The following is a 12,493-nucleotide window of genomic DNA, read 5'->3' on the forward strand; positions in this document are numbered from 1 at the left end:
ATGCCCGAAAAGATATTGCTGGTCGACGACGAACAAGAACTGCTGTCCGTGCTGAAGCGGTCCCTGGCCCGCCAGGGGTACGTGGTGGACACGGCTTCCACCGGGCAAGAGGCCTGGAAGGCCCTTTCGGAAACCGCCTACGACCTGGTGGTCAGTGATCTGACCATGAAGCCGATGGACGGCCTGGAGCTGCTCCGGCAGATACGCGGCATCGATCACATTCTGCCGTTCATCATCATGACCGGGGCCGGTTCCATCGAGACCGCGGTGGAAGCCATCAAGCTCGGCGCCTACCACTACATCACCAAGCCGTTCAAGACCCAGGAGCTCGCCCTGCTGGCCCGCCGGGCCATCGAGCACGGCCAGCTGCACCGCAAGCTGGAGAGTTTCAACAGCCAGGAGGCCGAGTCCGGGCCCGAGTCCATGGTCATCGGCAGCAATGCCCTGATCCAGCAGATGATGATCATGGTCGAAAAGGTTTCGGATTCGGATGTCTCCATCCTCATCCAGGGCGAGACCGGTACGGGCAAGTCCCTGTTCGCCAAGCGCATCCACAACGCCAGCTCCCGCGTGGACAAGCCGTTTTTCACCATAGACTGCGGGGCGTTGTCCGAGAACCTGCTGGAGAGCGAGCTGTTCGGCCACGTCAAGGGGGCCTTCACCGGGGCCATCCGGGCCAAGCGCGGCCTGCTCGAGGAGGCCCAGGGCGGCACGGTCTTCCTGGACGAGATCGGCGAATTGACTCCGGCCACCCAGGTCAAGCTGCTGCGGGCCATTCAGGAGAAGGAGATCAAGCCCGTGGGCGGCAACATCCCGATCCATGTGGACGTGCGGTTCCTGTCGGCCACCAGCCGCAACCTGGAGAAGGCGGTGGAGACCGGCGAGTTCCGCAAGGACCTGTACTACCGGCTGGCGGTCATTCCCCTGCACCTGCCCGCCCTTCGCCATCGACAGGAAGACATGGTGGTCTTCGTGGACCATTTCGTGCGCAAGTTCAATCTCCGCTACAACAAGGAGGTCCAGTCCCTGACCCCCGGGGCCATGCAGGCCTTGCTGGATTCTCCGTGGAAGGGAAACATCCGGGAACTGGAGAACGTCATCGAACGGGCCGTGCTGCTGGCCGGGGGCAAGACCATCAGCGCGGAGGACCTCTGCGCGCATCCCCTGTGCTTCCCCGAGGCTCCGGAAGACGGCGAGGAGGGCACGGTGTCCCTGAAACACGCCGTGGAGAACGCCGAGATCAAGGCCATCCGCCAGGCCCTGATCGCCGCCGGGGGCAATCGCTCCAAGACGGCCAAGATCCTGGGCATCGGCCGTCGGACCCTGTACGACAAGATCGACGCCTACAACCTGTAGTTCCCCTTTCCCACTAAAAAAAGGCCGGTTCGTTCGAACCGGCCTTCGACTTGTCCCGAGAACCGGGGACTAGAATATCGAGCCGATATCAAAGAGCTTGATCAGCTTGAATTCCACTCTGAAGTCGTCGGAGCCGACTTTGTTGCTCTCGTACCAGCGGTGGACCGGAGCCTTGGTCAGGAGACCGGCGAAGAGTTTCCAGGGCTTGTACTTGAACGTCACCTTGGGGCCCGCGTACCATTCCACATAGGCGTCCTGCTGCCCATGGCCATCGTAGCGCGATTCGTCGCTCATCTCCCAGGAGGATTCGGCGCCTATGTCCCAGAATTCGCTCAGGGCGTAGGCATAGCCGAGGTTCCAGCGGGTCCGGTTGCCCTTCTGGTAATCCTGGGCCCCTTCCGCGAAGGAGGCGAAGTTCACTTCGGTGTCGAAGCGGTTGGCTCCGATGAAGTAGGTGGCGCCCAGGCCGAACATGGCGCCCCAGGCGTCGTTGCCGACAAAGTTGGAGGAGTGGGAACCCACCGAGGCCGTGGGAACGATGCCGCCGAAATCCACGGCAACGGACAGCAGGTCTCCCTTTTGCTGGTTGAACACCCCCTTGTGCAGCAGGACAGTTGTGTCGCCGATGCCGTAGGTCTCCCTGTCGGCTCCGTTCGCCTTGTCGACGTGGACGTTATAGATCGGCGTGGCCGTCCTGATGTCCAGGGACTCCATGATGCCGTAGCGCGTCTTGAAGATTTCGTTGAGCTTGGTGGTCTTGACCTTGCCGTTCCGCCGCTGGCTGCTTTTCCAAATGCCATTGCTCTTGGCGAAGGTTACGTTGCCGCCCACGGCGAGGAACCCTTTGGGAATGCCGAGCCCGCCCGGACCGAAGGTCGCTCCGATGTTCGTCCAGCACCGGTGGACCGGCCCCTCGGCCATGGCCGTTCCGCACAGCAGAACGACCAGCAGGCATGCCAGTACTCCGACTGTTACTCTCTTCATCCAATTCTCCTTGTTGTCGGCGCGCGGAGAACGTCCCCGGCGTCGGGTTGCAAGACATGCCGTCCGGTGTGTCGACCTCCCAGATCGAACGCGGCGGCGCAGGCCGTGGGTGCAGTTACTCGCCTATGGCCTGGGGCTGGGAATCAAGAATCATTCCAGCTTGCGCCCACTTCGCGGCGCGGGTGGTCGGACGCCCGTACAGCTCCGCATCCCAGACACGATCCGGAATTCACAAGTGCGCCTCGGATCTTCGGATTCGGGCTTGGAATAGGGGTGTTCAGTTACCAGGGGGGGGATTAGTAAAAATAAAATATTACGGTATGTTGGTTGTTTGAGTGGCCTCTCGGATGCTGTGCCGCATGCCTGCGGGAAGGCTCCATGGACGAGAACCCGGAGTCATATGCGGCACTACGCAATTAAATGAAACGCAATGTGCCTTGATTCACAAGAACCCCAAAAAATGGTCCGGCGCAGGAGTCGTTTTGTGCGGGGGGCGGCACAGTGTGTGCGCGGGGTCGCCCGAAAGCCGGGCCGCAGTTGGTGCTAATTAATGATAACATGCTGGATTCAAATGATATAACGTATGAATAGCTGCTGGCATGAAACTTGGTTTAGCCCAATCGCATCCGTGAGGAGAACATGGCGCGTGCCTGCTTTTCCGGAGCGTTCGGTGGGCTTGTGAAATCCGTGTCAGGATGGACGGCCACCCGATGGTGACGGCGCGCCCGGGGGACGGGTCATGACTCGAATGGATGCGCGTGTTGGCAACAAGAACGTTTGAAACAGGTAAGGAGGAAAGAGTGCGTAAACTGCATCCATGGCATATGGCCCTCATGCTCGGTATCATGATGATGGGATTGAGCTCCGGGGCGTTTGCCTATGAATCCATCACCGGTCCCACCGGTGTGTTGTATTATGACCAGGCCAAGGCCTACCAGGGGTACACCCTGTTCGATCCCACGGTGGGCAGCAAGACCACCTATCTCATCGACATGCGCGGCAACATCGTTCACACTTGGAAGAGCGAATACACAGCGGGTCTGCATTCCATGCTGCTGCCCAACGGCCATCTGCTGCGGGCCGGAACCATCCCGAAGAAAAAGGAAGCGGGTTACTGCGGTATCGGCGGCGCCGGCGGTATTCTCGAGGAATTCGATTGGAACGGCAAGAAAGTATGGGAATACAAGTTGTTCACGCCGAACAAGGAGATCCAGCACCACACCTTCTGCCGCATGCCCAACGGCAACACCATGATCCTGGCCTGGGAAGCCATGACCAATGACGAGTTCCGCAAACTGGGCCGCAATCCCCTGACCATCCCCTCCGAGCCGGTGGTGTCCAAGGGCATTCCCCACGACCGTTTCTGGGTCGATTTCGTCCGCGAGGTCAACCCCGAGGGCAAGACCGTCTGGGAATGGCACGTCAAGGACCATATCGGCACCGGCCCCAAACAGTTCGACATCAATTATACCATGCCCCGCCCGATGGGAGGGACGTACCCCAACTACGACTGGTCGCATTTCAACACGGTCAACTACATCCCCGAGACGGACACCGTGGTTCTGAACTCCAGGAACTTCTCCGAGTTCTATTTCATCAACCACAAGACCGGCGAGATGGAATACCGCTGGGGCAACCCCTCGGCCTGGGACCCCACCGCCAAGAAGCCCGGCTATTGGGATGACGGTTCCCAGCAACTGTTCGGCGACCACTGCGCCACGCCGCTCAAGAACGGCCACATCCTGATCTTCGACAACGGCTCCGAGCGCCCCGAGGCCCGCCGTTCCCGCGCCGTCGAAATGGATCCCAAGACCGGCAAGATCGTCTGGCAGTATGAGACCAGGCACACCAACAGCTTCAACTCCCACCGCCAGGGCTCGGTGCAGCGCCTGCCCAACGGCAACACCCTGATCACCTCCACCCACGGCGGCCACATCTTCGAGGTCACCATGGACGGCGACGTGGCCTGGGAGTTCATCAGCCCGCTCTTTGCCGGGAAGACCAAGGCCGTCGTCAACGACAACGACGCCTTCCCGGAGAAGTTCCATCTTGACGCCATGACCAACATGGTCCACCGCGCCTACCGCTACGGTGAAGACTACCCCGCGTTCTACGGCAAGACTCTGACCCCGCAGGGCTACATCGCGGGCGACGACGCGCCGCGTTTCTTCCGTGACTACCACGCGGGCGCAGGCTTCTCCGCCCCGGCCGCCGCTCCCGCCGCAGCCAAGGCTCCGGCCAAGGCCGAGGCCGAGGACGACGGCGGCGACGGACCGGCCATGGTTGCCTACTAGGGCGCATTGATTGCGGATTCCGGCCAAGGGCTGGAATCCGGCCATCCCGGGACCGGAAGGCCGGTCCCGGACAACAGACTCCAATCCGCGTCGCCTCGAAGGAGCGACAAAGGAGATAGAACATAATGAAAAGACGTGAATTCCTCACCGGCGCAGCCGTGGCTGCCGCGGCTACGCTGGTCAATCCCCTGAAGGCGTTGTCCTTCCCCACGGTCTTCCCGCACGGTACGACCATATACAAGCCCGAGAAATGCTTCGGCGGCTACACCGTCTTCGGTACCGAAGTGGAATCCGAGGGCACCGTTCTCATCGACATGAACGGCAACGTGGCCCGGCAGTGGAAGAATGTCTGCCAGGCCGAGCACCCGCCCAAGATGCTCAAGGGCGGCTTTTTGGCCGGCGCCATGCGCCCGGCTCCGGAAAAGAAGGGCCGTGTCTGGGCCGACCCGGATTCCACCGACTTCGTGGTCGTGGACTGGGACGGCAAGGTCCTGCGCCGGGTCCCCCGCGCCGGCCTGCACCACGACTACCAGTTCGAGGGCAACCCCGCGGGCTACCACACCCCGGCCATGCCGCTGGACAACTACAAGGGCAAGGTCCTGATCCTGTCCCACAAGTTCACCCACAACCAGTACATCTCGGACAAGGAACTGTACGACGACTACCTGGTTGAAGTGGACGCGGACAATAATGTGATCTGGGACTGGGTCGCCTCCGAGCACTTCGACGAGATGGACTTCCCTCTGGACTTCAAGAAGACCATGTACAAGTACCCGACCTTCTCCATGACCCGCACTCCGGGCCGGAAGGGCGGCGACTGGATCCACGTCAACGCCGCCTCCTACCTGGGCCCCAACAAGTGGTGGGACGAGGACAAGGAGAAGTACGCGGTCTTCAACCCGGAGAACATCATCATCTCCTGCCGCCAGACCAACACCAACTTCATCATCGACAAGAAGACGAAGAAGGTCGTCTGGCAGCTCGGTCCCGATTTCTACAGCGATTCGGTCTGGGAATTCGGCGGCAAGCAGTACAAGCGCGCCCTGTCCAAGCTGGGCCAGATCATCGGCCAGCACCATACCCACATGATCCCCAGGGGGCTTCCGGGCGAGGGCAACATCTTGGTCTACGACAACGGCGGCTACGCGGGCTACGGCAAGCGCAACCCCGGCGCTCCGGTGGGCTGGTCCGACGCTCGGCGCGACTACTCCCGCGTGATCGAATTCGACCCCCGCACCCTGAAGGTGGTCTGGGAGCACTCGGCCAAGCAGATGGGCATGCGCAACAAGTACCAGTTCTACTCGGACTATGTCTCCTCGGCCCAGCGGCTGCCCAACGGCAACACCCTGATCACCAACGGCGCGGTCGGCCAGTTCCAGGAAGTCACCCCGGATCACGAGATCGTCTGGGAATACATCAGCCCGTACTACACCGAAAACGGCAAGTACAACCTGGTGTACCGCGCCATGCGCGTGCCGTACGACTACATCCCGCAGCTCGACAAGCCCACGGAAGTCAAGGTCACGCCTCCGGACAACACCACGTTCCGGATCAAGGCCGGCTAACTAACCATTGAACCACGGGCGGGACCGCCCCGGCGCGTCCCGCCCCTTTGAAACTCTGAAAGGAAAGTATCATGAAACATCTCGTCATCACCCTTTGCCTGGCCGCCCTGTGCCTGCTGTTCGCCGCCTCCGCGTTTGCCCAGGACGGCGTCGTCAGCTTCAACAAGGCCACCGTCGAACAGCTCATGGCCATCGACGACATCGACATCCCCGAGGAACTGGCCCAGGCCATCGTGGACTACCGCAAGGCCAACGGCGACTACAAGTCCGCCGAAGACATGCTCAAGGTCCCCGGCATGACCCAGGACTTCATGGAAGAGCTCAATCCCCAGGTCGCCGACGACGGCGACGTCGTCTACGACCCCGACGCCGAGCCCGCACTGGCCCCGTCCAAGTGCTAGAGGCCCAGGCCAAGGATATTGAAAGGCCGCCCCGATCGGGGCGGCCTTTTTCGTGTCCTCTGCGTATCGCGTATCGCGAAACCATGGAAGGTAAGGAGTAGAAGAAAAAGGATCCAAGCAATAGGCTTGAATCCTTATGTTTTTGGTGCGCCAGGTAGGATTCGAACCCACGGCCGTCGGCTTAGAAGGCCGATGCTCTATCCACCTGAGCTACTGGCGCGCGTGGATGTCTCATTAATCAAGGCGGGCGGCAGAGGTCAAGGATATTCGGCGGGGGTTATTCACCGATGATCTTGACCAGGACCCGTTTTTTGCGGCGGCCGTCGAACTCGCCGTAGAAGATGCGCTCCCATGTACCGAAGTCCAGTTTCCCTTCCGTCACGGCCACGACCACCTCGCGGCCCATGATCTGGCGCTTCATGTGCGCGTCCGCGTTGTCCTCGTACCCGTTGTGCCGGTACTGGGAGACCGGCTCGTGCGGGGCCAGCTTCTCCAGCCAGACTTCGTAGTCGTGGTGCAGGCCCGACTCGTCGTCGTTGATGAAGACCGAGGCGGTGATGTGCATGGCGTTGACCAGGCAGAGCCCCTCCCGGATGCCCGATTCGCGCAGACACGCTTCCACGTCCTCGGTGATGTTCATAAACGCCCGGCGCGTCGGGACCTCGAAAAAGAGTTCTTTGCGGTAGGATTTCATGTCGTTTCCACTAGCACGGCCGCGCCCGGCGGACCATGAAAAAAGCGCGGGGCCGGTCCGGCGGGGTTCGGTAAAAGCCCATGCCCGGCGCGGGGTTCGTCACAATTCGGGGAAAGCGGAAAATAATGCTTGCATTAGCGAAATTCTTGCGTACAAGCTCCTTCCATTGGTTCGCCGTCGCGAGGATTGACCGGTCCGAACGGCGGCGGGCGCGCGGGACGCCCCCGGGGTATGCACTCCCCCGGATGCGGCTCCCGCCGGGTTCGCGCCATGTCGGCGCGGGCCAACCGTACCAAGGGGGTTTTATGTTTTTAGTTGAAGGCTGGGCGGGTTGCCCGGCCGCCAAGGCCAGGAGGTGTTTCGGTCACTGAACCATTTAATCACGAGGTGTTGATGAATGAACACTGTCGGTGTGCATTGCATTCTTGAACTCAAAGGTTGTCCTTCCCATCTGCTCGACGACGAGCAGCTCATTCTCGAAACCATGATCTCCGCTTCCCAGCGGGCCATGTCCACCCTGCTCGACATCACGAGCCATAAATTCGAGCCCCAAGGGGTCACCGCCCTGGCCCTGCTCGCGGAATCCCATATTTCCATCCACACCTGGCCCGAATCGGGCTATGCGGCCGTGGATATCTTCACCTGCGGCGAAACCGCCAAGCCCAGGCTCGCCTGCGAATATTTCGTCAGCGAGTTTAAGGCCGCGGACCACACCCTGACCGTGCTGCCGCGCGGCAACGGCTGCGGGTGCCACCATCCCCTGACCCCGAAAGAGGAGGCGACGCTGTGGCAGGTTCGAGGCTGAGTAGCGACTACTGGATCACCGAATACATGACCGAGGACGACGTCCACCTCCACGGGGTGGAGCGGATTCTCGACTTCAAGCGGACCGAATACCAGGAGATGTCCATCGTCCGCTCCAAGACCTTCGGCGCGGGCCTGGTCCTGGACGGCAAGTGGCAGGTCTCCGAACGCGACGAGTTCCTCTACCACGAGCCGCTCGTCCACACCGCCCTGTACCAGCACGGAGCGCCGTCGCGCGTTCTGGTCCTGGGCGGCGCGGACGGCGGGGCCGTGCGCGAGGTCCTCAAGTGGAAGTCCGTGACCAAGGCCGTCCAGGTGGAGATCGACAAGGTCGTGTACGACGCCTGCCAGGAGCATCTGGGCAACATCCACCAGGGCTGCTTCCAGAACCCGCGCGCCGAGATCCGTTTCGGCGACGCCTTCGAAGTGCTCGAAAAGGAGGGCGGCTCCTGGGACGTGATCGTCTGCGACCTGTCCGACCCCCTCGAGGACAGTCCGGCCATGAACCTCTTCACCAGGGAGTTCTTCACCACCTGCCGCGAGGCCCTGGCCCCGGGCGGCGTGTTCGTCATCCAGGCCGGGCCGGTCACGCCCCCGTTCGACGACGGCCACGCCCGCATCGTGCGCACCCTGGGCACCGTGTTCGAGAACGTCACCCACTTCTTCTCCTGCACGCCCACCTACGTGGTCCCGCTCGGCTTCGCCCTGGGTTCGCTCAAGCCGCTGGACACCGATCCGGAACCGGCCAAGGTGGACGCCTTCCTGGCCGAAAACGTGGACGGCGAACTCAGGTTCTTCGACGGCATCGCCCTGCGCGGCCTCATGAGTCCGCCCAAATACCTGCGCGACAAGGTGGCCAAGGGAGAAACCCTTTCCACCCTCGACGACCCGGCCCGCTATACCGGCACCGGCGTCAAGTCCTAGACGCGCGCGTACGTATATAAAAAGGCCGGGCCGGTGCATGCGCACCGGCCCGGCCTTTTTTTGATGAATGCCTCCGGCGGCCAGAGGGGGAAACTTTCGGGAAAGTTTCCCCCTCTGGGCTCCCTCTTCAAAGCTTTTTGTGTGCCTTCGGCAGGGGCGTGCGGGCGCGAAAGGGCGAGGGGGGCGCTTGCGTCTCCGCGAAGCGGTACAAAAAAATTGGAAAAAGAAGGGGAGGGGGAAAAGGGGAGACCTCTTAAAGTTTTTCCCAATCCCGCACGCCGCCTTTGACCAGGACGAACAGCGGGTGTGGCGCAGGGCGTAGGTTGCGGGAGTCTTCGAAGCGTTCGGGGTCGCGTTGTTCGAGTTTTTTGAGCAGGTGGCGCCACTCGTAGTCGAGCTGGCCGGTTGTTTCCTTGATGGGCGCGGCCTGGGCGTGCTCATCGATCTTGGAGGCGTCGAAGTTGTAGCCCCGGTTGCGGGCCTCGTTCAGCACGGCCGCGAGGAAGGCGTCGATGGCCGAGAGCGGGTCCGGGTGGTTGCGGAAGCGGATGAGCTGGGGATGGTTGGTGTAGCCCTTGGTCTGGCCGCGCAGGACCTTGCGGGCCAGGAGGCCTTCGCGCCATACAGCGGTCAGTCCCTTGACGTCGAGGAAGCGGGGATGGACGGTCCACAGCCGCATGGCTGTCTACCTCGTCTCGGCCAGGTAGCCCAGTTCGCGGGCGAAGTCGTCGGTCTCGGCGGGCAGGCCGTGGAGCAGGTGGCCCAGGCGCATCATCTCTCCGGCCGGGAAGTCCTTCTGCCAGCGGGCGTAGTAGCCGGTGAACCCGTACATCCAGAGCATTTCCGAGGCCTGGGTGAAGACCTGGCGGGCGAGCTCGTCCCAGGTGGTGGAGGTCTCGATCTTCCAGACGGGATACTCCGCGCCGCCCACCTCGCGCTTGCCCTTGAAGTCCACCAGGATGTCGAGCACGCCGCCGGGCCGGGGAGTGACCACCCAGTAGTAGAGCCAGCCTTCGCCGCCCCATTCGAATTCGGTATGCCGGTAGTCCGTCTCCATGTCCGTGGGCGCGTCGAGCCCGCGCACGTCGCACAGGCAGCGGAACAGGTCCTTGATGGGCTCGGAAAAATTGGAATTGACGCTCAGGTCGAAGTGGGAATCGTTTGACACCAGCCGGGCCTCCAGCCACCCGGCCCGCGCTTCGGTCAGGAAGATTTCAAAACGATTTTCGGGCATTCCGTCCTCCATGTCACAGTATCTTCGCACACTACATAATTCGTCCGGGATAGGCAAAGGGTGTGTGCCGCGAGACCGCGTCGGCCGGTGCCGAATCCTGGCCAGAAAAGGGTTTACAGGGTCCTATATTTTCGCTACGTACATGACTCTTCTTATTATGGGAGAATAGCTGATTCATAACTTGCTTGAATTGCTTGCCTTCCTCAAAAGGAGCGTAAAGATGTCGGGATCGGCCGCCAAGACCGACCGTGTGAACGGGGCTCGCCTGCCTCGGAAACGATGACCCGCCAGCACGGAACCAGCATCTTGAAAATATACGTTAAAACTACTTTGTCCGAGGTCCGTTGTGGAGGTAACCCATGGAAAAAACTAACGAATCTGTTGAAATGCCTGAAATGGAAATGAACTTTGCCGATGCTCTCGACGAGTATCTGAACTCCGATTTCGGAGATCTGGACGAAGGGACCATTGTCGCGGGCGAAGTCGTCAAGGTCGACAAGGACTACGTGCTGGTCGACGTGAACTTCAAGTCCGAAGGCCAGATCCCCGTCTCCGAATTCACCGAGCCGGACGGCACCGTGTCCGTGTCCGTCGGTGAGAAGGTCGACGTGTTCGTCGCCCGCAAGAACGAAGCCGAAGGCACCATCTACTTGTCCCGCGACAAGGCCAAGCGGATGCAGCTTTTTGATAAACTGGAAGAGCTCCAGGAGAAGGACGGCGAAGTCGTCGGCCGCATCATCCGCCGCATCAAGGGCGGCTACACCGTCGATCTCGGCGGGGTCGAGGCCTTCCTGCCCGGTTCCCACGTCGACCTCCGTCCGGTCCCGGACATGGACGCCCTGGTCAACCAGGAGTTCGACTTCAAGATCCTGAAGATCAACCGCCGTCGTTCCAACGTCATCGTGTCCCGCCGCGTGCTCCTCGAGGAGATGCGTTCCGAGCAGCGCGAGAAGCTGCTGGAGACCCTCGAAGAGGGCCAGGTGGTCCAGGGCAAGGTCAAGAACATCACCGAATACGGCGTGTTCATCGACCTGGGCGGCCTCGACGGCCTGCTGCACATCACCGACATGTCCTGGAAGCGCATCAAGCATCCCAAGGAGATGGTCGGCCTGGGCGACGATCTGGAATTGAAGATTCTCAACTTCGACCGTGAAGGTCAGAAGGTTTCCCTGGGCCTCAAGCAGCTCGTGCCCGACCCGTGGGAGAACATCGCCGAGAAGTACCCCGAGGGTTCCCGCTTCACCGGCGTGATCACCAACCTGGCGGACTACGGCGCGTTCGTCGAGTTGGAGAACGGCGTGGAAGGCCTGGTGCACATCTCCGAGATGTCCTGGACCCGCAAGCTCCGCCACCCCTCCCAGATGGTCAAGGTCGGCGAGGAAGTGGAAGTCGTCGTGCTCGGCGTCGATCCCGAGAAGAAGCGCATCAGCCTCGGCATGAAGCAGATTTCCCCGAACCCGTGGGACGTGGTCGCCGAGAAGTACCCCGAGGGCACCGTCCTCGAGGGCGCCATCAAGAACATCACCGAGTTCGGCGTGTTCATCGGCATCGAGGAGGGCATCGACGGCCTGATCCACGTGTCCGACATCTCCTGGACCAAGAAGATCCGCCACCCCTCCGAGGTCTACAAGGTCGGTGATTCCGTCCAGGCCAAGGTCCTCACCGTGGACAAGGAGAACGAGAAGTTCACCTTGGGCGTCAAGCAGCTGACCGAAGACCCGTGGACCCAGGTCCCGGCCAAGTACCCCGTGGGCCAGAAGGTCAACGGCGTGGTCACCAACATCACCGACTTCGGTCTCTTCGTCGAGGTCGAGGAAGGCATCGAGGGTCTGGTGCACGTCTCCGAGATCAGCCGCAAGAAGATCAAGTCCCCCTCCGAGATGTTCAAGGAAGGCGACACCATCGAGGCCAAGGTCATCCACGTGTCCGCGGACGAGCGCCGTCTGGGCCTGTCCATCAAGCAGACCAAGGAAGAGCCCGCCCGTTCCGGCGGCGGCAAGTCCAAGTCCTTTGGTGGCGACAGCGTGAGCGCCGGTTCCACCCTGGGCGACCTGCTCCGCGAGAAGCTGGAGGAAGCCGCCGGTGACGCCCTGGCCGCCGCCGAGGAGGAAGAGGCCGCCGCTTCCGTCGAGGCTGTCGAGGCCGTCGAGGAAGCCCCGGTCGAAGAGGCAGTCGAATCCGAAGCTCCGGCCGAGGAGGCCGCTGCCGAGGAAGAAGAGAAGTAAGGTAAAACCGTC

11 protein-coding genes and 1 tRNA gene are annotated in these 12,493 nt (G+C 61.6%); 7 read left to right on the forward strand and 5 right to left on the reverse strand.

Annotated elements, in window-relative coordinates; genetic code table 11:
- Complete coding sequence (locus BerOc1_RS10555; protein WP_071545663.1) at positions 1-1,356, forward strand: sigma-54-dependent transcriptional regulator; 1,356 nt, start codon at positions 1-3, stop codon at positions 1,354-1,356.
- A gap of 69 nt (positions 1,357-1,425) precedes the next feature.
- On the opposite strand, the gene BerOc1_RS10560 is transcribed toward BerOc1_RS10555, so the two are convergent.
- Positions 1,426-2,340, reverse strand: coding sequence for a transporter (locus BerOc1_RS10560; RefSeq protein WP_129586523.1), 915 nt, complete (start codon positions 2,338-2,340; stop codon positions 1,426-1,428).
- 800 nt (positions 2,341-3,140) lie between these two features.
- On the opposite strand from BerOc1_RS10560, the gene BerOc1_RS10565 reads away from it, so the two are divergent.
- From BerOc1_RS10565 to BerOc1_RS10575, 3 genes are all read left to right on the forward strand, one after another.
- The gene (locus tag BerOc1_RS10565; protein WP_165610809.1) at positions 3,141-4,634 is read left to right on the forward strand and encodes an aryl-sulfate sulfotransferase; all 1,494 of its coding nucleotides are present in this window, start codon (positions 3,141-3,143) and stop codon (positions 4,632-4,634) included.
- Positions 4,635-4,759: 125 nt separating this feature from the next.
- Complete coding sequence (locus tag BerOc1_RS10570) at positions 4,760-6,199, forward strand: aryl-sulfate sulfotransferase (RefSeq protein ID WP_071545666.1); 1,440 nt, start codon at positions 4,760-4,762, stop codon at positions 6,197-6,199.
- A gap of 71 nt (positions 6,200-6,270) precedes the next feature.
- Entirely contained in the window at positions 6,271-6,600 is a 330-nt protein-coding gene (locus BerOc1_RS10575) for a ComEA family DNA-binding protein (protein WP_071545667.1), read from the forward strand.
- Positions 6,601-6,743: 143 nt separating this feature from the next.
- Here BerOc1_RS10575 and BerOc1_RS10580 read toward each other — a convergent pair.
- Together BerOc1_RS10580 and BerOc1_RS10585 are read right to left on the reverse strand one after the other, a co-directional pair.
- Positions 6,744-6,820, reverse strand: a tRNA-Arg gene (locus BerOc1_RS10580).
- A 57-nt stretch (positions 6,821-6,877) separates the two neighbouring features.
- Complete coding sequence (locus BerOc1_RS10585) at positions 6,878-7,294, reverse strand: secondary thiamine-phosphate synthase enzyme YjbQ (RefSeq protein WP_071545668.1); 417 nt, start codon at positions 7,292-7,294, stop codon at positions 6,878-6,880.
- 397 nt (positions 7,295-7,691) lie between these two features.
- Here BerOc1_RS10585 and speD point away from each other — a divergent pair, with 397 nt between their 5' ends.
- On the forward strand, positions 7,692-8,099 hold the full coding sequence (speD, locus tag BerOc1_RS10590) for an adenosylmethionine decarboxylase (RefSeq protein ID WP_071545669.1): 408 nt from the start codon (positions 7,692-7,694) through the stop codon (positions 8,097-8,099).
- The gene (locus tag BerOc1_RS10595) at positions 8,081-9,022 is read left to right on the forward strand and encodes a spermine/spermidine synthase domain-containing protein (protein ID WP_071545670.1); all 942 of its coding nucleotides are present in this window, start codon (positions 8,081-8,083) and stop codon (positions 9,020-9,022) included. Before speD ends, BerOc1_RS10595 begins: the two co-directional genes overlap by 19 nt.
- Before the next feature lie 253 nt (positions 9,023-9,275).
- Here the strand turns inward: BerOc1_RS10595 and BerOc1_RS10600 are convergent, their stop codons facing one another.
- Together BerOc1_RS10600 and BerOc1_RS10605 are read right to left on the reverse strand one after the other, a co-directional pair.
- Positions 9,276-9,701 carry a pyrimidine dimer DNA glycosylase/endonuclease V gene (locus BerOc1_RS10600; protein ID WP_071545671.1) on the reverse strand — a complete coding sequence of 142 codons (426 nt, stop codon included), beginning with the start codon at positions 9,699-9,701 and terminating at the stop codon, positions 9,276-9,278.
- Positions 9,702-9,707: 6 nt separating this feature from the next.
- Positions 9,708-10,256, reverse strand: coding sequence for a hypothetical protein (locus BerOc1_RS10605; protein WP_071545672.1), 549 nt, complete (start codon positions 10,254-10,256; stop codon positions 9,708-9,710).
- 359 nt (positions 10,257-10,615) lie between these two features.
- Here BerOc1_RS10605 and BerOc1_RS10610 point away from each other — a divergent pair, with 359 nt between their 5' ends.
- A complete protein-coding gene (locus BerOc1_RS10610) occupies positions 10,616-12,481 on the forward strand; it encodes a 30S ribosomal protein S1 (RefSeq protein ID WP_071545673.1) in 1,866 nt (621 codons plus the stop codon).
- Positions 12,482-12,493 lie beyond the last annotated feature (12 nt).

Source organism: Pseudodesulfovibrio hydrargyri (assembly GCF_001874525.1).
Taxonomy (GTDB): domain Bacteria; phylum Desulfobacterota; class Desulfovibrionia; order Desulfovibrionales; family Desulfovibrionaceae; genus Pseudodesulfovibrio; species Pseudodesulfovibrio hydrargyri.